This window comes from Pantoea sp. BL1 (assembly GCF_000963985.1).
GTDB classification, from domain to species: Bacteria; Pseudomonadota; Gammaproteobacteria; order Enterobacterales; family Enterobacteriaceae; genus Pantoea; species Pantoea rwandensis_B.
Genome location: NZ_JZRH01000073.1, coordinates 1 through 23,679, shown reverse-complemented (window position 1 = coordinate 23,679; position 23,679 = coordinate 1). Strand labels below are relative to the sequence as shown.

General features: G+C 50.6%; 22 protein-coding genes and 2 pseudogenes. 3 read left to right on the top strand and 21 right to left on the bottom strand.

All coding sequences use genetic code 11. The annotated features are described in order from the left end of the window. Positions 1 to 537 precede the first annotated feature (537 nt). Positions 538 to 1,566: a tyrosine-type recombinase/integrase gene (locus tag VH86_RS23935; protein ID WP_045834364.1), complete on the top strand. Its 1,029-nt coding sequence runs from the start codon at positions 538 to 540 to the stop codon at positions 1,564 to 1,566. A 244-nt stretch (positions 1,567 to 1,810) separates the two neighbouring features. Here the strand turns inward: VH86_RS23935 and VH86_RS23930 are convergent, their stop codons facing one another. The 13 genes and pseudogenes from VH86_RS23930 to VH86_RS26215 form a co-directional block, all read right to left on the bottom strand. Further along, entirely contained in the window at positions 1,811 to 2,020 is a 210-nt protein-coding gene (locus tag VH86_RS23930; RefSeq protein WP_045834360.1) for a CsbD family protein, read from the bottom strand. A gap of 229 nt (positions 2,021 to 2,249) precedes the next feature. Then, a complete protein-coding gene (locus VH86_RS23925; protein WP_045834359.1) occupies positions 2,250 to 2,771 on the bottom strand; it encodes a VOC family protein in 522 nt (173 codons plus the stop codon). A 79-nt stretch (positions 2,772 to 2,850) separates the two neighbouring features. Further along, positions 2,851 to 4,665 carry a glycoside hydrolase family 15 protein gene (locus VH86_RS23920; protein ID WP_045834358.1) on the bottom strand — a complete coding sequence of 605 codons (1,815 nt, stop codon included), beginning with the start codon at positions 4,663 to 4,665 and terminating at the stop codon, positions 2,851 to 2,853. Positions 4,666 to 4,736: 71 nt separating this feature from the next. Beyond that, a complete protein-coding gene (locus VH86_RS23915; RefSeq protein ID WP_045834357.1) occupies positions 4,737 to 5,630 on the bottom strand; it encodes an SDR family oxidoreductase in 894 nt (297 codons plus the stop codon). A 109-nt stretch (positions 5,631 to 5,739) separates the two neighbouring features. Next, positions 5,740 to 5,889 (bottom strand): hypothetical protein, encoded by a 150-nt coding sequence (locus tag VH86_RS25820; RefSeq protein WP_156150618.1) that lies wholly within the window; start codon positions 5,887 to 5,889, stop codon positions 5,740 to 5,742. A 67-nt stretch (positions 5,890 to 5,956) separates the two neighbouring features. Further along, positions 5,957 to 6,142: a phospholipase D-like domain-containing protein gene (locus VH86_RS26225; RefSeq protein ID WP_231647390.1), complete on the bottom strand. Its 186-nt coding sequence runs from the start codon at positions 6,140 to 6,142 to the stop codon at positions 5,957 to 5,959. A gap of 713 nt (positions 6,143 to 6,855) precedes the next feature. Next, a complete protein-coding gene (locus VH86_RS25350; protein ID WP_072050640.1) occupies positions 6,856 to 7,020 on the bottom strand; it encodes a KTSC domain-containing protein in 165 nt (54 codons plus the stop codon). 437 nt (positions 7,021 to 7,457) lie between these two features. After that, positions 7,458 to 7,652, bottom strand: a complete 195-nt coding sequence (locus tag VH86_RS26220; protein WP_231647388.1) for a hypothetical protein — start codon at positions 7,650 to 7,652, stop codon at positions 7,458 to 7,460. A 134-nt stretch (positions 7,653 to 7,786) separates the two neighbouring features. Continuing rightward, positions 7,787 to 8,029: a DUF2767 family protein gene (locus tag VH86_RS23900; protein ID WP_045834363.1), complete on the bottom strand. Its 243-nt coding sequence runs from the start codon at positions 8,027 to 8,029 to the stop codon at positions 7,787 to 7,789. A gap of 2,263 nt (positions 8,030 to 10,292) precedes the next feature. Beyond that, positions 10,293 to 10,532: pseudogene (locus VH86_RS26395) on the bottom strand (tannase/feruloyl esterase family alpha/beta hydrolase); the annotation flags it as partial. Between the two features lie 1,144 nt (positions 10,533 to 11,676). Next, positions 11,677 to 12,072: a hypothetical protein gene (locus tag VH86_RS23885; RefSeq protein ID WP_072050639.1), complete on the bottom strand. Its 396-nt coding sequence runs from the start codon at positions 12,070 to 12,072 to the stop codon at positions 11,677 to 11,679. 318 nt (positions 12,073 to 12,390) lie between these two features. After that, positions 12,391 to 12,741, bottom strand: coding sequence for a hypothetical protein (locus VH86_RS23880; protein WP_052696646.1), 351 nt, complete (start codon positions 12,739 to 12,741; stop codon positions 12,391 to 12,393). 238 nt (positions 12,742 to 12,979) lie between these two features. Then, positions 12,980 to 13,177, bottom strand: coding sequence for a hypothetical protein (locus tag VH86_RS26215; RefSeq protein WP_045834354.1), 198 nt, complete (start codon positions 13,175 to 13,177; stop codon positions 12,980 to 12,982). 548 nt (positions 13,178 to 13,725) lie between these two features. On the opposite strand from VH86_RS26215, the gene VH86_RS23870 reads away from it, so the two are divergent. Then, positions 13,726 to 14,706: a hypothetical protein gene (locus tag VH86_RS23870; protein WP_045834353.1), complete on the top strand. Its 981-nt coding sequence runs from the start codon at positions 13,726 to 13,728 to the stop codon at positions 14,704 to 14,706. A 2,061-nt stretch (positions 14,707 to 16,767) separates the two neighbouring features. On the opposite strand, the gene VH86_RS23865 is transcribed toward VH86_RS23870, so the two are convergent. From VH86_RS23865 to mobA, 3 genes are all read right to left on the bottom strand, one after another. After that, positions 16,768 to 16,983: a TraY domain-containing protein gene (locus VH86_RS23865; protein ID WP_045834352.1), complete on the bottom strand. Its 216-nt coding sequence runs from the start codon at positions 16,981 to 16,983 to the stop codon at positions 16,768 to 16,770. Between the two features lie 900 nt (positions 16,984 to 17,883). Further along, entirely contained in the window at positions 17,884 to 19,845 is a 1,962-nt protein-coding gene (traI, locus tag VH86_RS23860; RefSeq protein WP_045834351.1) for a TraI/MobA(P) family conjugative relaxase, read from the bottom strand. Further along, positions 19,845 to 20,186 carry a plasmid mobilization protein MobA gene (gene mobA / locus VH86_RS23855; RefSeq protein ID WP_045834350.1) on the bottom strand — a complete coding sequence of 114 codons (342 nt, stop codon included), beginning with the start codon at positions 20,184 to 20,186 and terminating at the stop codon, positions 19,845 to 19,847. The genes traI and mobA overlap by 1 nt, the downstream gene beginning before the upstream one ends. Before the next feature lie 243 nt (positions 20,187 to 20,429). On the opposite strand from mobA, the gene VH86_RS23850 reads away from it, so the two are divergent. Next, positions 20,430 to 20,753 carry a hypothetical protein gene (locus VH86_RS23850; protein ID WP_045834349.1) on the top strand — a complete coding sequence of 108 codons (324 nt, stop codon included), beginning with the start codon at positions 20,430 to 20,432 and terminating at the stop codon, positions 20,751 to 20,753. 40 nt (positions 20,754 to 20,793) lie between these two features. On the opposite strand, the gene VH86_RS23845 is transcribed toward VH86_RS23850, so the two are convergent. The 5 genes and pseudogenes from VH86_RS23845 to VH86_RS26210 form a co-directional block, all read right to left on the bottom strand. Next, positions 20,794 to 21,141 carry a DUF5983 family protein gene (locus VH86_RS23845; protein WP_156150617.1) on the bottom strand — a complete coding sequence of 116 codons (348 nt, stop codon included), beginning with the start codon at positions 21,139 to 21,141 and terminating at the stop codon, positions 20,794 to 20,796. Between the two features lie 521 nt (positions 21,142 to 21,662). Beyond that, positions 21,663 to 22,019 (bottom strand): hypothetical protein, encoded by a 357-nt coding sequence (locus VH86_RS23840; RefSeq protein ID WP_045834347.1) that lies wholly within the window; start codon positions 22,017 to 22,019, stop codon positions 21,663 to 21,665. An 87-nt stretch (positions 22,020 to 22,106) separates the two neighbouring features. Beyond that, the gene (locus VH86_RS23835) at positions 22,107 to 22,679 is read right to left on the bottom strand and encodes a hypothetical protein (protein ID WP_045834346.1); all 573 of its coding nucleotides are present in this window, start codon (positions 22,677 to 22,679) and stop codon (positions 22,107 to 22,109) included. Next, complete coding sequence (locus tag VH86_RS23830) at positions 22,676 to 22,825, bottom strand: hypothetical protein (RefSeq protein WP_045834345.1); 150 nt, start codon at positions 22,823 to 22,825, stop codon at positions 22,676 to 22,678. Before VH86_RS23830 ends, VH86_RS23835 begins: the two co-directional genes overlap by 4 nt. 369 nt (positions 22,826 to 23,194) lie before the next feature. Further along, a pseudogene (locus tag VH86_RS26210) lies at positions 23,195 to 23,416 on the bottom strand (DUF905 family protein); the annotation flags it as partial. Positions 23,417 to 23,679 lie beyond the last annotated feature (263 nt).

The window sequence follows — 23,679 nt, the reverse complement described above, 5'->3', positions numbered from 1 at the left end:
GTGTAACGCGTGTCGCCTCCTGCATGACACGCGTTACAGCGTGCGGAGAAAGCATCATTCTTCCGCACACGCCTCCCCGCCCCGCCCCGCCCTTGCCCCATCATGTAGTGGCCCTATTTATCACACACCTCATCATATAGTGCTTTCATCTGACGATGTCCTGATTTTCTGCGCGGAGATCTCATTTATTTTTTGCGGAATTAGCCTGTAATTTGTAGTTACTTCCGCTAAGTGCCGCTCATTATAAATAATTATTTTCGTTGACGGCATCTCACCGAATGCGCATCTGTCAATAACTCGATCATTATGGATAAACCTTAACTTCATATAATAGACATTATATGAAGTTAGGATCCGTCAAAGAATCCGGGTATGATGGGGATCTCCGTCGCGATCGAGCCCTGAGCATGGCTGCACTGTGCGGATCTGGTGATTTACACGGCAGCGCTACGTGAATTCTGCAGGGTAACAGCCTTGGGCGTATCTCAGAATTCACATAGCAGCGCCTCCACGAAGACGGCTGATAAACCGGACGATATGAACGATAAACACCCTGCTTCCGCACTGATTTTGGCTTCCGATGGCGACATTGCCCACCGTCTGCGCGAGTTCGTGCAGGATCGGGAAGCTTTCTCTGATAACACGTGGCGCCAGTTGCTCAGCGTGATGCGGATCTGTGCAAAGTGGGCTGAAGAATACGGCCGCACTTTTCTGCCCATGTCCTCCGCCTGCCTGCGCGACTACCTTCTATTTCTGCAGGCCAGCGGTCGAGCCTCCTCTACGGTATCAACGCATGCTGCGCTCATCTCAATGTTACACCGTAACGCCGGACTGGTGCCGCCTAATACCTCGCCGCTGGTTTTTCGCGCGGTCAAGCGCATCAATCGCACCGCCGTTGTTCAGGGCGAACGTGCCGGCCAGGCCATACCGTTTCGTATAACTGACCTGCTGAAGCTGGATACTGCTTGGTCTGGTTCCGATCGTCTTATGAAGACGCGCGATCTGGCATTCCTGCACGTGGCTTACGCAACCCTGCTGCGCATCAGCGAGCTCGGCAGGCTGAGGGTCCGTGACGTAACCCGGGCATCCGACGGGCGCATCATTCTTGACGTGGCTTGGACGAAAACGATCGTGCAGACCGGAGGACTCATCAAGGCGCTCGGCGAGCTTTCAACGACTCGCCTGACGGAGTGGCTGACTCAGTCCGGGCTGATCTCCGAGCCGGACGCCTACATCTTCGGTCCGGTGCATCGCTCAAACCAGGCCGCCGTCAGTACCGGTAACCCCCTCTCAACCCGCGCCATTGAGGATATTTTCGGCCGGGCGTGGCGCGCTGCCGGATCTCCGGGTGAGGTGAGAGCCAATAAAGGGCGGTACCGGGGCTGGACCGGACACAGTACGCGCGTTGGCGCAGCGGTCGATATGGCCATGAAGAATTACAGTACTGCGCAGATCATGCAGGAAGGAACCTGGAAAAAGCCGGAGACGGTTATGCGCTATATCCGCCACGTGGATGCGCACGCCGGTGCCATGGTTGATTTTATGGACAATCATCTGTCAGGCTGAACATGGCCTTGCGTCACCTTAACTGGCATCAGTTCAGGTTTCGGCAGGAATCTAATTAGTATTGGAAGGTATTCATGAGTGGATTGTATCCGGCGGAAGTCATGAGGTGTACGGGCTTGAAGTGGGCCAGAGAGCTATAAGCTTCATATTATTCATGTTGGTCACTACCAAGTGTATGTGCGCGTGCTGGAGTCTTTTATTAAAAAACCGGCACAGTGCCGGTTATCTGATTTAGTCTGAGTCGCTACCACTTGTAGTGATTGGAGTCTTCCCAGGTCTTGAACTCTTTTTCTGCCTGCTCCTTACCGTAGCCGTAGCGCTCCTGGATCCGGCCGACCAGTTGGTCTCGTTTACCCTCAGCCACGTCTATATCGTCATCAGTAAGCTTGCCCCACTGTTCTTTTACTTTGCCTTTGAACTGCTTGCAGTTTCCGCTAATGCGATCTTCGTTCATATTGATCTCCTTAAGTAATTCAAAGCTGCTGTTAAATAACCCGGGTTTAGAACTTAATGCTTAATAGTATGGCTCACAGGTGGTAATTTTCCTGCTAAACATCCCATTTCCGGATTTTTCCTGAGGATTGGCCAGCTCACTTCCGACTCAGCATTTACCTTTCGGAGTGTGCGACGGGATTTTTCGTACTATAAGCGTCAGAGCGTTAATACGCGCAAGCGAAATAAATTCAGGCTTCAGGTATCCACCGCTTTTGGGTGGCTTCAGCATCGTAATCAATGTCTGAAGGAAGTGTGATGAGCTCAATAAGTACGCCAAAAGGTGTCATCCCAAACCATGTCTGATTGCCCACCCCTTCCTCCTGAGCAAAGCATTCTGAAGGGCCTTCGAGCATTTCAGCGCCATGCGCCCGCATTCTTTTCGCAGCCTGATAAATGTCATCCACATATACGGAGAAGTGGTTGATTCCCGGCAAGCCCGGATGAGCGGAACGATCTTTTGCCGTAGGCTCTGTCTGAAATAACTCAACATTGCACCCATTATTCAGCCGCAGCATGGACAGCCCGGTCAGCCTGAGTTCTGCAGGGAATCCATTGAGAGGAGCCATTTTTTTACCCGGAACAAATTTATCTTCTTCAGCGGGCGGAACGATACGATAGAGCACAGATGCATCGAGTGCACCGGTGAAGAAATGCTCTGCTTGCTTTAAATCAGAAACGGTAATGCCAATGTGTTCAATTCCGCGGATCATCTGTTGTATCCTTTTTGAAGCGAGTAGCTAGGGCTGCCGGTCTTAAAAGTAAAGTCGGCACCTTACCTTTAGAAAGAATTTAAGCGTGGTCAGTCAGTGCCTGCGACGCACATATGAGGGCCAGATGACTTAATCCCTGCGGCATATTGCCGCGCCACTCGCCGCTGCGGACATCAAACATTTCGTTGAAGGTTTCGACGTTCCCGCGCTGGCAGAGCTTATCCAGGATCTCTTCCATTGCCTCTTCGGCTACCCTGGTGTCTCCCATGGCCGCCAGCGCCTCGACCAGCCAGAAAGAGCAGGCAATAAAAGTGCTTTCTTCCTGCTCAACGCCGCTGTAACGATATAGCATCGCGCTGCCGTGGCCTAAATCCTCCCGGATGGCGCGATAAGTGGCAAGCATGCGTTCCGGTTTAACCGTGTTGCCATAATGATGTACCAGCGCCAAAGCGGCATCGAGCTTATCGTCAGCGTGAGGATAGAAGAGGTAAGCCTGCTTTTGCTCTGACCAGCAGTGCTGTTCGATCCATTCACTGATGCGATCCCGCTCCCGCTCCCAGCGCTTAACCCAGGTGGGTTCAATGTGTTTAGCTTTTGCTAGGGAAACTGCGCTGTCGAGCGCCTGCCAGCAGGCCATTTTGGAATGGGTATAATGCTGTTCATCAGGCAACTCCCAGATCCCGCTGTCTTTCTGACGCCACTGATCGGCACAGTAGTTCGCCAGCTTTCCCAGCATGCGCGAAGTTTCAAGATCCAGGATGTGGCCTGCACGTATGAAGAGTTCTGCCGTGGCCAGCATGTCGCCGTACATGCTCAGCTGAACCTGATCGCGTGCATTGTTGCCGATACGAACAGGAAGAGAATGCTGATAACCGCGTAAGGGGGGGTAACTTTCTGCAGGCACTATACCTCCTTCCAGCGTGTAACACGCGCGAAGCCGGGTGCCGTGGCGTATGATGGTTTTCGATAACCATGAAAAAGCGGCTTTACAGTCTTCCAACGCGCCCAGGAAAACGAACGATTTGATAATCAGGCAGGCGTCGCGCACCCATGCGTAGCGATAGTCATAATTCTTCTCACCGCCAATGCCCTCGGGCAGTGAGGTAGTCGCCGCCGCGGCCAGCGCGCCGGTTGGTGAATACCATAGAAATTTAAGTGACAGTGCAGAGCGTCTCACGTGATCCGCATAACGGCCTGCGTAGCTCAGGCTGTGCGTCCAGTCGCGCCACGCCGTATGGCTGGTTTCAATACGGGCATCAATGGCTTTCAAATCAGGCACAGCCAGCGGCTCGCGCTCCGTCACCAGCAGGGCGACCAGCGAGTGACTTTCAGGTCGGGTGCGAAGCGTTGCGCGTATTATCCCATCGCCGCGCTCAGCGATCAGCCAGTCTTCAGTCGTGCGGAGCATCGCCATCAGGTCGGCAAGATGATAAACGTCTCCCTGTTCGGTGTTATTCCACCACGGTGAGCGTGTTTCGGCTGCGGTGCCGAAGCGTAACGTAAGGCACAGTTCAACTTCGCCCTCATCCCCTTCGATACGTCTTGCCAGCTCGCTCCAGGGAAGACGACCGGCAAGCGTACTGTTAATCGACTCAGTAATGAGTACGCTGCCATACTGCGTAATAAACCGTGTTTCTAAGACGTTGCTGTCAGGGCGGTAGGCCCGTTCCGTACGATAATCCTCGATAGGTTCAATCTGGAAAAAACCGCCGATTTCGGGATCCAGCAGGCGGTCAAACAAGGGTGGTGAATCAAGGTTTGGCGCACACCACCAGTCAATGGCCCCATCCGGGGCAATAAGTGCCACAGACCGACCTTCACCAATGGCCGCATAGTCCCCAAGACGGGCAAATCCATCCCGGCGCATCGGCGACCGTAGTATCTGATTGTTCATTGCTCTTCCCTGGATGCTGAGACGACAACGTGGCCGCTTTCGGCCACGTTCTTCAAAAATCCTGCTCACACTCAGACCGTGCCGGTGCCGCCATCTGAGCACCAAACCTGACCGGAGGTAAAGCTGTTGGTGGTTTCGGCGAAGGTGACATAGAGAGGCGCAATTTCTGCCGGCTGACCAGGACGGCCCAGCGGGGCGGTGGCACCAAACTGCTCAACTTTTTCCTGTGGCTGGCCGCCGCAGACCTGCAGAGGCGTCCAGTAAGGTCCTGGTGCGACAGCGTTAACGCGGATTTGCTGCTCGCCCAGTTGTTTCGCGAGGGCTTTGGTGAAAGCAGCTATCGAAGCTTTTGTCTGAGCGTAGTCCAGTAAAATGGCGCTCGGTTCGTAGGCCTGTACTGATGTGGTATTGATGATGGATGAACCGGCAGGCAGGTATTCTAGCGCCGCTTTGGTTATCCAGAACATTGCATAAACGTTGGTCTTAAATGTAGCGTCAAAATCTTCCGTAGAGAGCGTACGAATGGATTCATTAAACTGCTGGCGCCCGGCATTATTTACCAGAATATCCAGACCATCTAATTGAGTGGCAGCTTCGTTGACCAGTTGCTGACAAAATTCTTCCGAACGAATATCGCCGGGTATGGCAACGGCTTTTCGCCCTTCCGCTTCGATTAATTTCACTACTTCTGCGGCATCCTGCTCTTCATCTGGCAGATAATTAATCGCGACATCGGCGCCTTCACGCGCATAAGCTATAGCAACGGCACGGCCAATACCTGAATCCCCACCCGTAATCAGCGCCTTACGACCGGTAAGGCGTCCAGTGCCCCGGTAACTGGTTTCACCGTGGTCGGGGCGCGGTTCCATTTTACTCGCCAGGCCAGGAACAGGCTGATGCTGTTTTTTAAACGGTGGCTTCGGATATTCCTGTGTGATGAGTGTTTTATTAGTGAATGAGTTCATCTGTGTCTCCTTTTTGGTGAGTGAATTAAGCCTGGCAAAAATGTGATATTTGTCACGCATGTCATAAAAATAAGTAGCGTTAGTCCCGCATACAGGGAGAGAGCAGCACTTAAGGCTGAACGTCTCCGGCAAGCCCGCGATAAGCCATCGCGGCCAGCGGGCCAGTCCTGCTTCCACCGCAGTAAGCGGACAGAATGAAAGAATAGATACCGGAGACAATACCGGCCGTCAGGAATAATGCTTTTTCATACGTTGTCATATTATTTTTCCTCGCCTGTTAATTCATTTCATTCAGTCCGCGTACAGATCACTGGCGCAGATTCTTTTCAAAGCCGATTAAATTCTGCCTGATACGGACGGGCGATACCGGGTTCATCCTGAATGACCAGCGCGTCCTCCGAATTTCTTTTTTCGGCAGAAGACATATAATTAAATGAGTCGGTTTGCACCGCGCTGTCATCTGTCACAATAAACTTATTGTGCACAATGCTGTACATGCCGTTAAGGCGCACGTCCACGCCACCTTTCCCACCAGAGACCAGCGGTCACGACTTTTATTCTCATCGGCGACCAGCCTGACCTTTACTCCCCGCGTGACGGCTTCTGACAACGCTTACACCACCGGACGGCTGGTAATGTTATACGTCGCCAAGTCGGTTTTCTGCCGCGCGCGGCCGGTCAACTGCACTATCAATTCAAGCGCCGTCCCTCAGGGCAAAAAGTCGGCCATAACGGAGACCTCTGCACCATGAATAACCGGAACGCTCGATAGAGACTCTATTATTAATGCGTATTTTTTCAATATCAGCCACTGGATTAATTGAGTGTAATTTATTCAATTGTTTGTGTTTTATTTATATAAATGGATTTTCATTATTTGCATAATAAATAAAAGTAAATCAATTATGAATCCTCTGAGTATGACGATGCTTGTTAAGTATCAGGCACAAGAGAGTATGAATGCGTTTCACGAATTAAATATCATGACGTCACGCGACAATATTCGCGGCGCCTTTTCGCTCATCTGTAGATGGAATGAAAACGTCGCCCGTAAAATAATGAAAAGCGGGTTGCACTGTGACACAGCACGTAGGGCGCGCGTTTTGGACCCGCGTGCAGGAGACCACGCCGGAGCGGGTACCCTGCGCGCGCTAAACGTAAGACTCCGGTGCGCCGCTGGCAGCAGGGCGCCGAGGATTATGGTGCGTGTGCCCAGATGATGGCGTTAGGCGCCGCACCGCGGGCTGAGGCTGCCCCGAAGAAAAATATAGCGTAACTGGATGCTTCTTCTGAAAAATGCGTCAGCGGCGACGCAGAACGCCTGATACACCTCTACCGGTACTGCGAGCCAGCGACTGTACGCGCCGTTCCGGTACTCCAGCTCCAGCATGCCGCTGGTCGGATCGTAGCCTGCGCTGCGAATTCATGCCTGTTCATGCCGTGATTCTTGTCCATCCGCTCACTCACGTGGCCGCCATCCAAAAAAGTGGGGTGCCGCCGGGCGGCTCCCAATTTAGGGAATGAAAATAAACAATTTATTATTCTGCTTACGCAGGTGTAATCGGCCGACCGCTCTAAAACCCTGGGCTGGCGTGGATATTCACTGTCGTATGTAAAGTCCGTGACCATTGCTGTTACGGCCTCACGCTGTCCGGAATTCGTCTGCAAAGAGCAGGTGCAGATGTTCATCCACACTTCTGCCCAGTTCCCGGCACCAGCCCGATCGCTGCTGCAGCTTATCGAGCTGCGTGCAGGGGGATGCGCTGGCGGCCGTGCTCGTCAAAGCCGACGGCCGCTACATTCGCTCTCTGCAAGCACCATATAAATCTACCCGGTCAGCTTTATCGTGTGCAGGGCGTGCTGTAGCCGGAACAGGTCATTCTGCCTCTGCAGGTTGCAGTTACCGGCGCGCCACAGGTAGGCTAGCTTGTTGGGCAGGTCGGCGCGCAATCCCTTTTCCCGCCCTTCTTTCAGCAGCCAGCTGTTGTCGCTGGCAAGCTCCCGGGGAAAACGGCGCTGCATTTCAGCGATGGCCAGTCAGCGGATCAGAAACAAATTATCCTGCGCAGGAGAGGACACCATCCCGTCTTGCCGGTTGGTGTGCAGCGTAATCAGTCCGCACTTTCTCAGTGAACCATCCAGAGCCTGCACCCGGCTCAGCTGTGAAGTCTCACTCCGTCTGGGGTGTCACCTCTTAGTTGTTCAATCGCGAAAATCAGTGAGGGATTACAGACCTCATTTTCTTTAATACACGCTTTAACGAGCGTGACTAGCTCTTGTATTATTCGTTCACGATCGGTCTGTTGGCCGCGGTCGGCCAGATTCAGGCAGATCATGCCTGTAATCCGGCATGCTTCCCAATATGTAGATTCTGTCAGTTCTTCTTCTAAGTCTTTCATCCGCATTTCTTCCGTTTCGATTTTATGCATATGAGCATACTGGCCTAGGCAGAGCTCCTTATTATTAGCTTACTGAAAATTGTAGTGGCGGTCATCAAGCTAGTTGATGCGATAATCAGATGGCGAGGAGGCATTACTCTGATGAGCATGCAGCATGATCTTATGCACTAACCTGATTTAACGCGATTAAATCCAATTAACTTAAGATTAGGATTTTTTCCATCAGAATTCTTATTTAATTAACGCAAATATAATCAGTCATTTTAAACAAATTCTTAGGGCGGGCATTTTACGTAATTATTACGAAAACATTTAACGCACCATAAGAAAATAAGCCTATAATAACTGCTTTATTAAAATAATATGAATTTGCGGTTTTTTTCACCCGGGGGGACATATGGTTCACATTGATTTGTGTACCCGTGAAGGCGTGATGAAGGCTTATGCCTTAAGGACGCCAGAGCAGGCTTTAAGTTTGATCGAAAAGATAAAGGATGACGATTTCCAGTGGTTTACTCTTGATTGGGAGGGCAGGAAGTTCACCTGCCCAAAAAAGTTTATTAGACGAATGGCAAGCTGGTCTTATATCAAAATGATGAGGGGTCTAATGTAATTCATCAATCATTATTCATCAACATTCCGAAAATAAAAATTACGCAGGGATGCGGATTTTCTTAATATCCGAATCATTTCGGCTCCTTAAAAATCATTGGAAGGCAGGATTACTTTCCCGCCATGAGTTCACCGTCTGGCCATTCGGATATGGCGGTAACGGCGTAATAAGAAGAAAACGCTTCTCATTACATATATCGGGGACTTTACGGGTGTGTGTGCCTCACATGTCTGATGCCGTATGTCCGTGTTGCAGGTCTCACAGTGGCTGATAAAGTAATAACGATCCTCTGTGGTCAGAGGTGCATAGCAGCGCCGACAGCGCACGGGGCTCATTGCATTCTTTCTCCGCTGAACCTGCTGTGTCTCAGCAGTATTTTAAGAAAAGACTGCTGCTGCCATTACGGCAACATGAAGTGGATGAATAAGATTATTCCTAGCGGTTCTCGACGCTTTCACGTGACTGAATATCCTCTTCCGGCTTACTTTTTCACCGGTCCAGGGATTGGGCTCAGTGGCGGCACGCAGGTATCGCATCATCCCTAAGGCACAGTCTGGCAGAGTTCCAATATTGGCACGAAGCGCACGAGCTCACTGAACTAGAGGTCCGCTGTCAGTAAAAGCGGACGGAAAAAAATTATGGCGACATAGCAATTATGTCGCATCAGACATAACAGCACTTCAGCACCTCAGCTTTTTGTTTGAAATGAAAAAAAACGCCATTTTCAGCGGGTTTAACAACAGAAAATCATCCAATATTTACTGCGCAAAGTGCAGGCTCCAGCTTGAGCGTGCTTGCTTTATGCATGCATCAGCCGTGTAATATCGCAAGCCTGCCGCAAAGCGGGGGCAAAAAAATGGCTCCCGTATGGGAGCCAAAATAATGCAGTGGATTCGTTAATCACGTACCTGGTGTGGCACATAATAATTATCGGCATCTTACGTCTAGACATAAGCGCAGCCATAAAGAAATTTACTTTGCCTTCAGGCGTCAAGATGTTGATATAAAAGTGTCCTTTCCGAGACGGACAAAGAACTTTCTGTGTAGATGTATGAACATGTAAAATGTGGGCTGGAGCTTGCTCAGGCATTCTCTTTAAACCAGAGAGAGGAATAATGAACTGTCAGATCATTACTGAATTATTTAAACATGACCTGACAGAGACGAATATATTCTGTGCAGCACTGCTTACTGCAGCGCATTCCTTTTATTGTTAAATTAAAGTTAACTGACCAGATTTTACGGTGTAATTTTTCTGGTTGTCCGGGCCCAATACGCTACGGTTGGGGCTGTCCAGATGCATCCTGTCATAAGCTTCTGGCTTAATAGCGCGATAGTTTTCTGGAGCTCGTATGTCCCCTATACCGTTATTTTTATCAATGTAGGGGTAAGGGAAAACCGGACGGGTGTACACAACCTTAGCCGCAACAACTGCGAAAGGTATGCTGGGTTTCTGTATACCGTGGAACTGCACCGAAGGATCCTCCGCTGAGGACGTTTCGCCCTTTTCTTCTTGCGAAGACTGTATTTTCATTCCCTGCGTAGGTGCATTTCCTGGGGGGCTGTTTTACCAGTTAGAAGCATAGCTGGTGCCTCGCCCTGTTCAGCCCAGTTCATCAGGGCCGACAGAAGGTCAACCTGATCGGGTCCCTATCCGTTCCCGCAGTGCGCTAAGCCCGGCAGCAGAAAAAGACGCATAAAGCTGTCAACCTTATCCACCCCCATGAATTTCTGAACGCCTTTAAAATATGCGATAGTACCCGCCGGAGAAATTGAGTCATCGGCTAGGCCGTGCCAGATAATCAGCTTGCCTCCTACGGCTTTGAAAGATTTAAGATCAGTATTGGTTGCATTATAAAGCGAACAGAGTTCAGCGACACGAGTGAAGCTCTGATCGTTTAACGAGAAGCAGAAGCCGCTGAAAAAAGAACAGGTTCAGGACAATATTGCCCAAAATGAATTTTAAAATTCCGAACTTAATGTTCATAGTCAGCTCCAGAAAATTTAGTACTTAATTTTAAATTACCAGGATTTGTTACGCTTCAGGTCCGTGTAAAACTGACTGGGATATGGAAAAAATTTCATAAGTTGAACCCTGTATGTCCTGCAGTGCCGTGAAAAAAACGAAACGTGACCTGAGTAACACCGCTTAACTAAAAGCCTGTCACAAGAAAATCAGCCACAACGTTTTAACCAGAGGAGTTGCTCTTAGAATGATATAAGGCAGGCGAGCAGCGCGTGGCTTACCCCTGAATGCCGCGTCAGCGGCATGGAGGCGCAGTGAATTATTAAGGACGGCTTCTTATACCATTGGGTGTCATTATCCAGTTACAGAGCATAATGTCCGTTCAGGTCAACCCCTTCTTTGTATCTGACTTAATGTGGCGATTAGCTACCATCACGTAAAACAGATTGAGCCCGTTCCCTTCCTGAGGACGATCTTAGATACTGACTGACAGCTTATGGCCCTCTAGTTCACCTTTCACGCCAGCACATTTTGTTGAACGATTACCGGGAGCACTATTCCGTATGTACATGGTGAACAAGAGTGACTGTCACTGTGAGAAGAGAATGATGATGTTTTCCTGTAGGCATAACCTCAGCTGGCGCATTCCCCGGTTACTCGCGTAGCTTCCCCGAGCACGCACCCGGTATAGCATTCAAAACTGTATCGCGACGCGCAGGTCTTCCGCACCTTCAGGAATATTACACGCCCGGAGAAAATTTTATTCACATATCAGGCCACATCAGTGGCGGATGAGCAGGCGGGCATCGGAGCGGCTGTTAATGAACGGATGACCGTGCTGAACCGCGGAGGCAACTGTTCGGATGGGAGTAAAATAGGCGCGGAGTATATTCCCGCTTCATGGGAGCCCTCCGCGTGAAAGTAGTGCATAGTCGGATCTGCGCTTCCCACCTATACCCAGTGCCAGCCTGAACGGTTTAAAAGCGGATCAAGCAAAGGCCGCTCATTAGTCATGCGAGCGGGTGCTGAAGTTGTAAAAACAAAACTGGTATTGAGCGTGAGCTGACATTATCCCCTGACGGGCTGAAGAATTCGGGCACAAAGCCGTCCGGCGACCTCATCGAGCTCTCTGTCAAAACTGGTGCGTTCAGCAGCACTGAGAAAGCCCAGCTCACGCGCGTAGTGCGCGGCGTCCGCACGGATACGGTCAGCATGATGCCAGATCATTTCCGTCTGCGATTCTGAAAGTTTTCCTGCCTTGCGGGCAGTCCCGGCATCGGCCTGAATCACATTGACGCGCAGTGAAATATGCGACAACAGCGGGTCACTGTCGCTGCTGCCATTGTTAGCCCTGATAGCATGCTGCACGCTGATGTCACAGGATGGCCAGAACGGAGAGGGTGCAATCGCTGCAGCTGTGTGACTCAACGCCATCAATATAACGCCTGATGCCAGATATTTCATATGTGCTCTTGTATGCTGAAATTGTGCAGACAGTGTAGTGGGGATTTAGCGGTACACCAGAAGTGGCGACGCTCTTCTCAAGATGATCAGATTCTCAGGGCAGACTGACCTGGATAAAAAAAATGGCTCCTGGAGGGAGCCATAAGCACAATCAGTTGCAGTATCGGTTATATGTACCCTGGTGAGGCACATATTGATTATCGGCTGCGTCCGGACGAACATAAGCGCAGCCGGGATAAATCTTTACGCCAGTGCACAGCAGTTACGGCCGCAGGTTAGTTAGCAAACCCTGCAGGATAAAGTCTGGCCTGTAAGGAATTACCAGCGATTTGAGCCTGAAACCGCCTCAGCTGACCAGCCATCGTTTTTTAGCACAAGCACAGCCTTCCCGGTTTGTTTCTCGCTGAGTGACTGCTCAATCGAAGGGTAAGCACTGCGCACGCCTTCTGCTTTTGCCCAGTCAGGAACGTCAGTCGGAATGAACGTATAATCAGCTTTAGAAACCGTTGTGCCGCCGCCATTACCAGGTTCGGTATAGCCTGTGACTTCATCAACATGGTATTTACCTATGCAAAGAAACGGGCTGTCTTCAGAGAGACGGCTGCTTTTTTCTTTATCAGTCAGCGTATAGATATGAGCCGGCACGGTGCCATTCCCGAATCCCTGCATAACGTTATCCTGTCTGACCTCAGGATCGCCAGCCTCGACCAGTGCGTTCAGGGGGGGGCCTGGTTTTCACTGTTTCTTTTGTCGGCCTGGGACTGGCTGACAAACTGGGTACAGTCATAGGGCACGGTAAGAAAGCATTCCAGCCAATATAGGGCTTTATTTTTAACCGACCGGGCATGACAGGGCTGCCAAATCAGTAGCCACATACTATCAGCACCGTGAATTTGGCCGTTCCCCTTTAAATGTCCTTTAAGGTCTTAACGTGTTGTAAAAAATCTCGCTGTACATCGGGGCTTAAGGGATTAACCGAAGCGTTACCATCTTCATCAATTATTATTCTGTCACCTTCCTGAATTGATTCTTTCATATCCTGCTGGCTCATGACCTGTAGTAAGGTTTCAGGGCTGCTGAAAAGGGAGACAAAAAAGCGAAGCATTTAGGCAAGTTCTCCAATGTCAAAACGAGAGTATGACATAAGGCAAATAATAATATTTATCATCTGATACATTTGCTTTCATAATGATTGTCTTCAGAATTATTCCGCAGCTGTATTTAAGCGAAGCGAAATTATCCTCAGCAGGCCATAAAAGCCTGCTCTCCAGGGTGATCTGATGACTTGCAGAGTATTTTCATTCGTCAGGTCATATCGGAGTTCCGGACTGCATCACCGTTATAGGGTGACTCTGTTTACATTAGCTCTGTTGGCCCTGGTTTATTGGAGATGACACTGAAAACTGCCGCTTCAGGATGAAATAATTTTCTATTTTTCAAAGTCTTTTTCAAAACATCATCTATGATCCTTGTACGTGGAATAATTTTCCATCGTCTTATTAAGCTTTATTTTATCTGACTGTTTAATGTCACCCCTTTTTTAATGGCCTCTTCAGGCTCATCAATAACCTTGTAGTTAATAATGATTGCGTTTTCTGTTTCTTCAACTGGTACCTGGTAACGAATGCAAAGATTAATTAAAGGAAAACAGCTATGACTCACATTCACGAACAATCTAGTGTTAACAACGCGTATCCCGATCCCCGTTTACCTTTGTCCGCCCCAGGCAACAGTGCTGTGTCATGGGGAGCCATCTTTGCCGGCGCGGTCGCAGCGGCATCTCTCTCGTTAATTTTGCTCATGCTGGGTGCGGGGTTGGGTCTTACGTCCGTTTCGCCATGGGGAAACCGCGGGCTTGACGCGGGTACGGTGGGTATTGCTGCCATAGCTTGGTTAACCTTTACACAAATTGTTGCGTCAGGTATGGGGGGCTATTTGTCCGGCCGACTACGCACAAAATGGGTCGATACACGCAGCGATGAAATTTACTTCCGCGATACTGCTCATGGGTTCCTGACGTGGGCTGTAGCGGCGCTGATCTCCGCTGTGCTGTTTACGAGTACGGTAGGTTCCATTATTGGAGGTGGAGCTAAGATCGCGGGAACCATTGCCGGAGGGGCCGCAGCGACCTCAGCAACAGGTGTCGCGAGTATGGCGAAAGGACCGTCTCCAGAACAGGGCTTATCGATGAATTATTTCGTCAATTCCTTGTTCAGGGCCAATAATCCCGGCACCCCCGCTAATGACGCCTCCAGTCCTGCTTCGCCATCCGCTTCTGCAACGCCGCCTGCATCTCATCAGCCAGTTTATCCGGCACAGTTAGGCGAAGTGACTGGTATATTGGTTAACAGTACCAGCACAGGAGCCTTACCTGAGGAAGATCGTAAGTACGTAGCCGGATTAATTGCTCAGCATACGGGTATCAGTCAGCAGGAGGCTGAGCAGCGGGTACAGAGCACTTATGACAAAGCTCAGGCTAAATTAAAAGATACGAAGCAGAAAGCGCAAGAGGCTGCTGACGCCACACGTAAAGCAACGAGCTATCTGATGCTCTGGACTTTCATTTCTCTGCTGGCAGGGGCTTTCGTAGCCAGCCTGAGCGCGACCTTTGGTGGCCGTCAACGTGATTTATAATTCTTGATTATTCTGGAGTTCAAAATGAGATCATTACTACTTTTGTTTTTAGGTGTGCCAATTCCAATCATTATTCTGATTGCGCTTTTTGTGCATTAACAGCTGTATCGATAACTGGCATTCAGCCTGTTGTATCGGCGCAGTCAGGAACCAATTATAAATGCCCTACGGGGCATTTATCTTTTCTTTGCACTTTATCATCATCGTAAAGTCTGGTGACGTTATAGTATCAAATTGATATGAGCAGGCTCTGCACCTTGCACATTTTTAGCTGAACATTTTCCATGAAAAGTTTAGAGCAGAAATTTTCTGAAAATTCATATTCATAAAATCATTCTTTAAAATATACGCTTGAGGTAAAGAGTTTTCTGTAAAATTGAGCTAATAAGATATAATGACACAGTAAAGTCTCAACATAAGGACCTGCTTACCCGGGCGGCAAGTGAACAGGGATATTCTTTTTATTTCTCGTTACAGCTTCCTGTCAAAAGCATCAATGTGATGCTCAGTCGCACACGGTTTAACCATCTTCATTTCTCATAATGAATCATGATGACACCATGCCGGGTATTGAAATACTGGGCATGAAAGTAATATCTGTTTCAGGCAGTGCTCCTCGCCTGCCTGCTGAAAGGTGTTTATGCGCAGGATAAAATCGCAATGAGCCCTGCACGTTTAAAATTGGTGCATATTTTTATGGATCCTGAATAAACACGTGAACCCAGGCAGGCGAGAAGTGCGCAGTCTGCCCCTGAATGCCGCCTCAGCGGCATGGAGGCGCCAGAAACCGTTAAGGACGGCTCTTATGTCATTGGGCGCCGTTAACCCGGCAGAGCCGGTTACAGAGCGCTATGTTCGTGCAAGCCCAACCACCCTCTGCCAGACGCCGTTTAAACAGCGGCCTTTCAGGCGCGCATAAGCTGGATGGTCGCAGACGAAAGATACCCACCGCGGGCCTCAGTCTTACCGCTACTCCTGACTTTAAGTACAACATTCATCATTAAAGCGACTCTGTTCCGGCCCCTCGGGCCGGGGCGGCGACGCTTTTCCGGTAGGTTTCGCCCGGTGCCGCGTGGAGTTCAGAGCTGATAACTGCACTATCTGTGAAATGAGCTGAAGGGTATATGTAACCGAGGTCCCCTGCCCGCCGCTTCTGGCGGGTGCTACCTCTGACGCGAAGCGGCTGAACCGAACCGGCGCGGACGTGAGTCCGCTGCAAGGGCGATCGTTATTCACCTGTCCACAGGACGGGTGGCGAATAGGTTTTATTTTTAAAGGTAAGTAATACCGGTTTTTTAAAAGAATAAAGATCGGGTGTTTAAAAGGAACAGCGCGGTTTGGAAAAAAGCCGGACAGCGGTTAAGCGACTCTCCGGTCAGGGGTTTAAAAGTCAAGTCTCTCGTAGTTAATGTGGATAAGTCATTCATGCGGCTGCGGAATGGCATTTTCCTGTGATTCTGATGCGGATGATGGCAAGTTTTGTGTATGATGTAACTATTGTTGTCGTATTTTTAATCACTCTTGTGTTTCCTGCAGGCGAGCGAGGGCCTCCGGCGACAGACCCACTCGCGAGAGTGGGGCTGCACAGACTGCTCTGTGTCACTGTGCGTTTTGTGAATTGAAACCGTCAGGGATGCCCGTTCACGACCGCACAAAAGTGCAGGGCTAATCTTCTCCAGATACAGGTTATGCCCGGCGGACCGCGCCGGGGCCTGATGCAGTAACTGCACCGGTCGAACTGGATACATCGAATTTGTACGTAGGGGTATAACGGTTACGTTTCACTGTTCCGACTTTGCGCGGTGCCCGCCTGTAAAGCAGCAGAGTCGTTTCTCTGTTGCCTGACTGTTCTCCCGACATAATGCAGGCCATGACGTAGCCTCCGGACATCTACCGCGCACCGGAACAGCATGCCGGCAAGAGAGGACCCTGAGGTCGGGAATATATAAAACGGGCACATTGTTAAAGAGCAGAAGCATATTTCAGGCAAACGATGCCCTGCGCATGCGCGCATAATTTCTTTAAAAGGAAAGCCAGCAATAACTGATGCTGGCTGATTATTTAATTATTGGTTGCTTCGCTACTGTCAGCGTTAAACCGGCGCCCTGGTGTGGCGAGGTCAGTAAACGATTTAAGGTGATCTTCAAGACGCACAAGCGCCTCTTTAGTATTACTACGACCTGAACGGTCTGCGGCCTGGCTCAGCATAGCGGTCATTTCCGGGGAGAGACGCAGCAGGACTTGCATTCCCTTTTCTTTATTAATGTGAGCAGGCATCTGTGTTCTTCCGTAACCGAGTGTATGGATCGTGTTAGCAATGTAAGCATTAAATAAGATTGGTCCTAATGTGCGCAATAACCTAAATGATGTCATTGACAAAAAGCAAATCTCATGCACGCAGGGAGGCTGTCTCTAAGTGCAGGTGTAAAGCTAAACATCCAGAATAAAAATCTGACATGAAAAAAATGTGCCCCATATTCAATGGGGCACATTTATAAAAAAAGTTAAGAGATGGTAATACTGGCCAAATACGCCTCTAGCCTCACTAAAACAATTATCCTTAGAGTCTGAAGTGAATTAATGTTCATTATTTTTAAAAAGTTATCTATAGCCTTCTGCACTTGACTATCATTCACTAAAAATGCTGAACAGATACTATCCATCGTCTCACCTGAGCAAAATGCGCACATTAGTAGGGAATGATGGATATCAAGCTCAGGAAAAAGTCTAAAGGAGTCTTGCTCGCCGCGTGTTGAAGAGAGAAATGTCTCGATATCGAATTGAAGGGATGAACTTCTCTTCTTACCAGTTCTGATAAGGTAAAAAGCATTGAACATGAGACGGGTTAAAAAAACCGGGCGGATACTTTGCACTGTATAGAGTTCAAGAATAGCCTGCGCCTTCTCAAGGGTTTTTTTAATGGAAACAGGTAACTTCCTCCTTATTTCTTATACCTCATGGTAGGTAGCACTCGTTGAGAAGATGAAACAATTCTCCGCCTGAGTTTGAGACAATTGAGGAAAAAGGTTGATCGCTTTGTGAAAATGGATAGGATCCACAGCAGCCATGGTAGCCTCCAAGTCAGGTTATTATGGTTAGCTGGTTGTACAGGGGTCCAGCCTGTGCAATCAGCGACTAAGTACTTTAATTTGGCTTATGTCTCTTCTGTTAAACTCCTCATGGTCGTGGTAAATCCTTGTTAACTGGACGCGCAGTTTCTTCGTCTCGGTATTGTGCTTCGTTACGGTGCGAGTCTGGTTGTAGCCCGCGATTGCGCAGGCTTTCTTCGGTCGCATTAACGCTGGCCATTAGCTTGGGATCGCTCACCTTAAATACACGACCGTTATTTTTATTAATGTTTCTCACCACCCCCGAATACAGCACGCGGTTAACGGCCTTTTGTTCGCCGCTCAGAACCGTACTGTCTCCGCTGCGCCATGCACTCAGCTCAGCAGCAAGGTCGTTGTTGAAACGATCCGATTTGCTGTCAGGTGCGGGGTAGATTTCGACTCTGTCACCAAAGTCGGTGACGGCCGGATTACCGTCGCGTAGATAACTCACCGTTCCGTCACGCAGCAATCGCGTTTCATGTTCGCTCGATTTAAACGTTGGCACATCATCACCCGGGCCATAATGAATTACGGCATTCGGTTTCGGCCACGCATTTTTCTGCTGACGTGCGGCTCTCTTCTCACGGTAAGCCCAGCCACGCAATTGACTGAGCGCCGCTGCGTCACCTTTCACCGCTTCAAGTTCAACCCATGACTTCCAGTTCAGAGGACGACCTACTCCGGTATCTTTGATAGTCTGACGCTCTTCACGCAGCTGCAGGCGCAGTTCGGCCATGGCCTTCATCTTTTCAAACTCGGCCACGCGGTACATCAGCTTGCGCATCAGCGAATCCCTCACGCTTTCACGAACGTGAGCTTTGGCCACCACACAGTGCGAGGCAATCTGACGGAACCGCTCACCTGCGCGCAGGTCTGGTTTTTCCCAGCCACTGCGGTACGCGTCATAACGAGCACGCAGGATGTCGCGCGCAACCGCACGGGCTTCTCGGCGTTCACGACGGGCTTCCTGATCGCGCACGTGCAACTGAGGCATATAAAAGTTTTGCATGTCCAGCATGCCGTCTTCAGGGCGATCAGGATTATAAACGGGAGGCGCTGGCTGATACTTGCCGTGCTGACTGACCATTATGGTCAGGCTGATGTCCGGATGAACGTCAGACGCTTTTATGCTTGCGCCTTCCGGGTTCATCAGATCGTAAACGGCAAGGCCACCGCTCTGCTCGCGTAACCCAAGTCCGCGCGTATAGAGAGTATTGTGTAGTCGGTCCCAGCTCATTTTACCCTGAGCAATTACGTCAGAAAGAATCTGACGGGTTTCACGAACGGCATAGCCGTGCAGGCTTTCTTTATCAGAGAAGATTTCACGCTTAGCTGCGCCGCGTGGGGTTGCTGGCATATCGCGGTGGGTACGGTGAAGGTCACCGTGCGCATCCATAAGCCAGCTGCCGTTATCAACTTTAAAGCCAAGCTCGCGCTCAAGTACACGGCAGCACTTCTGCAGCTCGTCGGCGTCGTTCCACATGTTCTGCGCGCGGAACGTCGACGGATGAACGCGGTTAGCGGATACATGACAGTGGATATTGTCCGTGTCGCGGTGGATGGCGGCAACGTACTGATGTTCTTCCATCCCCAGCTGTTTGAGGCTGTAACGCACGGAGTTGAATACCGCTTCAGGTGACGGGTCTTCGTCGCCCTGCCAGGACAGAATAAAGTGATACACCGCATCTTTGCAGTGGCGGTTCTGTGAAGCAGTCAGGTTCATTTCTGACGCGGCGGTATCAAGTGAAAAGCAATTGGTTTCACACAGCACTTCACCGGAGAGCACGCGCTGAATGCCCTCAGGTGAAATGCTGACAATTTCTGTTACCGGTGTGGCGTGCTTACGTCCGACGTAATCAACCAGCTGACCAAATCCCGGCGTGGCGACATACTCAGAACCGTTGGTATTGACCGCTTCATGCGTGACGGCTTCGCCCGGTTTCTTTTCCTCGCGCGTGCTCACGTAGCTGACCAGCTTCTTGAAGCTCGTCTTCTTATCGCGACGCTTTGGCGGGATGATTACGTTCATCAGTCTTTCATGTCCTCGACCGGAACTGGCGTCATGTCCAGCGCGTTAATGGCGTGCTTGATGCTGGTAAGCACTTCAGAAAACTGGTGGCTCAGCTCGGTGGTCATGTTCGCCTGCATCTGGGTATACAGATGTTTCTGCAGGCCACCAAGACGCAACAGCTCATTCATCATGCGAATGTCGGTACGTACGGTAATGCGGCGGTTAAGTGCCGTTCGGCGCAGGTACTCAGAAGTCGTCAGTCCGGCGGCAACGGCTTTCTTGTTGATAGACTCGTACTCCGCCTCTGTGCAGCGGCACTTGACCAGTTTTTCTCTCTGACGCTTTTCGCTTTTCGACATAACTCAACCTTGGCACATTACCCGGGTCTCGGGGCGGAGCCCTGAGCAGGTCGTTTTGGGAATCACTGCTAGCGTGCTGGCGGTGGTCACAAAACATTTCCTGCCCGGATATTAAATTAACTGTTCATATTTTGGCACTTAGCTGGTCAGAAGTAAACCGGCGTCATGTGAGGTGATGGGGGTGGAAATGGTTGTGAAAATCCAGCAAAATCGGGTCTTTACCATTGAGAAGGAAGAAATGAGATGGCGGTACGTAATGTTTTCACGCAGGAGCAGCTGGATGAGGCGCGTAAGAAGCTGGAAAATCTTCCGGATTTGACGCCGCAGCGCATCACCAGAGAGGCGGCGCTGGAAAATCTGAAGGACACTATTCTGGTGCTGGCGAAAGAGAAGGGTTACACGGTTTCGGATATCAAGTCGGCGCTGGATGCCATGGAATGCCGTTTCAGTGAAAAGGCAATTTCTGCTGTGGTAAATGAGGGAGGTGGAAAGAAGAAGCGTGCTCCTCGCAGGGCTGAGGCGGCGCAGCAGAAAACCACGCCGCAGGACAACCAGCCTTCATCATGAAGAATTCCGGCAGGTTTAATGCATGCCTGCCGTAAAGTTTTTACCAGTTGTGGACGCTGAATCCTTCAAGTACGTCAGCATCAGCGTCAAAGTGAATCATCGAAGCCTGTCGTTTTTCAGACAGAAAGGTGACAACGTGACAGAAGTCATCAGACAGCCCTGCCTTCCTGAGTATCCCAATCGCGTCCGAAATTTCTGAAAGGCGGATCAGAAAGCTGTATCGCGTGGGATGTATCCAGTGACAGGCACCCTCTTCACCGCTCAGCCTGGGTGATAATGAGTCCATTATCTCAAAATCGTGCTGCGTCATGTGCGCATTACTGATAACCGCACAGCGACAGATTTCCAGTTCATTTGGCTGGCTTTGAATTTCATTTAATGAAGTCATTTGTGCATACCGTCTGAATGACGGCTCCCGATATTGTGTGATTTTTATTTTTGCTTTGTTGCGTGAGCAGGCTCGATTTTCGCCCGCTCACGGCAATGCTGTTTTTCATTTCAGGAACGCATGGTCGTGAAGCCGATGTCGAAATCACAGACCGCGTACGGATAGCGATCACGCAGGTAAATTTTCCGCCCTTCCGGTTCATCGCTGGGCTCGTCAATGACAGTCAGCGACTCAAAATCATTTCCCTGCCCCCCCCGAACCGGTGAACTTACCACAGCGGTAGAAGTAGTCGGCAAGGTCGCTGAACTGATCCTGCGTGAGCGGTTTATCATACTCAGATCCGATGCATTCCAGCTGCTGAACCGCATCCGAAATGGCGCGTTCTGTGATGTTGTAGATTTGCGTCTATTCCTCATTTGTCAGCGGGCGGCCGAGGCTGAAGGAAACAGAGTCTGCAACCAGGTCGGCATAGCCTTCGTGCGAACTGTTCATGCCTTCCGTAATATCTGTGATGGTCATATTCATTTTATTAAGTTCCACTGTGCATGTTCATCGGATTCCTCAGCGAAGTGCATACGAGCGGTATTCAACGCGCTGTCAAAGGACATTTCACCTTCATCCGGCCAGCAGTGTGCACATAAGTGCATAAGGTCTGTCAGAAGGTCGGTGACGGCAGTCTCTGCCGGTTCGGTGCTGTCTGCGATACCCGTTTGGTACGCGAAGCCCAATAGAGAGGATGCCGCCAGGCTGATGAGGCGGGCGTTATCGTTCACCTCTTCAGAAGCTGAAGCACGCTGTGACAGCGCCTGTAAATCAAGGATGGTGAACGTTTTTTCTGAAGTTGAAGCGGTCAGTGAGTTGATAGATTCGGACTTCATTGTGAAGACCTCTTTAATGTTGTGACGCTCAGAACGGGACAGAAAAACAACGTCATGAGGCCGGTTTTTCTCCGGCCCCTCTGCGCATCAGGCGCAGATTTTCCGGTTATAAGTCACCTTTAAATCGGTGTATTCGGGACTGTCATGCAGTGGCTCCAGCCGCACCACGTTCTCCGCCACGCCGTTCATGGTCAGCACGCGCTCAATGCCTGCGTGCCAGTCTTCCTCCGCGTTCAGCGGAAACCAGAGGTTATTGTGCATCCCGCTCAGCAGCGGATCGGAGCACACGTGCACGCCGCGACCGTGTCGGGTATTTTCAGTGACTGTTACGACCAGTTCGCCGCGCACCTGACGCGTAAATGACGCGCGCACCAGTTGCGTCACCACGTCGTCCCAGCTCCACTCCTTATCATCCGGGACAGGCAGTTCGACGCAGCGCAGGGACTTACACCCCGCGCGTGCCATGCTCTGCGACAGCCCTAACACGGAAGGTTCACCGCAGCTCGCGTCCGCGCCGGTGATCCAGTTCCCGTGGTGATAAAGCGCTTCGTCGCCGTTATCCAGGCGGATGAAGGTGTATTCTCCCAGCACGCGGATGATGTCGTTCTGCGTCACGGGTGCCAGCGCGAAAGGTAAATTCAGGGGCGTTGCGATGCTCATGCCTGCACCTCCAGCTGCTGACGTACGGCGCGCATGAAGTGTGGCCATTGGTTAAAGGTCATTTTCGGTACGCGCACGCCACGTCCGCTGTTGAAAGCTTTTACAAATGCTGTTGCCTGTGCGAGGATTTGCGGGTCAAAAATCATATTTCTCTCAAGAGAGTCTGGTCTTTGATGAGGCAGCCAGGTGGGACTGGCCGCCGTAATGAAGCAGGGGTTACCCTGCTTTTTTTACGCCTGTACGTTACTGCCCTGCTCCAGCTCTGCTGTCAGCCACTGGCTCGCCTCTAGGAATGCTTTTTCCCCCTGAAGTCCTAAGTGTGTCAGCGCGATGCGCCCTGCCTCTTTCCACATTTCTGACTCGTCAGCCGGAAGCATCACCTGATTTTCCGGCACCCGCTGCGCCACGGCCCCGGCCAGGTTGTTCAGGATATGGGCCATAAACTCCCGGCGCTGGGTGAGCGTGATCGCAACGTCATTCAGGTCGGTCAGCGCCGTCAGCTGGTCACGCAGGGACTGGCGCACGCCCTGGCTCTTGATGTACCTGCGCAGCCAGTAGCCCGCATCATGTTCAAAATCAAACGAGCGCCAGATAAGCGCGCCTGACGGCTCGCGCACGGCCAGGCGAAAGTGGCTGCCCTGATCGTCCTCAATGAAAACATTGCTGAAAGCGACCGTGACGTGAGTGGCCTGCTCGCGCGAAAATGCGCCGTCGCCCAGCGCCGCTACGCAGCGCATTTCGGTGGTGGTGCCCGTCTGGGTTGAAGTCATGATCTGCTCCTCTCTGAAATAAATGATCCGGCTGACCGCCGCGCGGTGCCTTGAAAGTCCTTCTCTGACGCGGGTTTCTTCTTTCCGGTCTGGCCTTTCGCGGCAAAGGGCAAAGGAGCAACGACGAAGTGAAGGCATAAAGGGGCGACGACAAAAAGTTTTTGCGGCCCCTGGCGAAAAGTTTTTGGCGGCGTGCACTTCACCCCTTTTTGCCTGAACCGGCGGTGCTA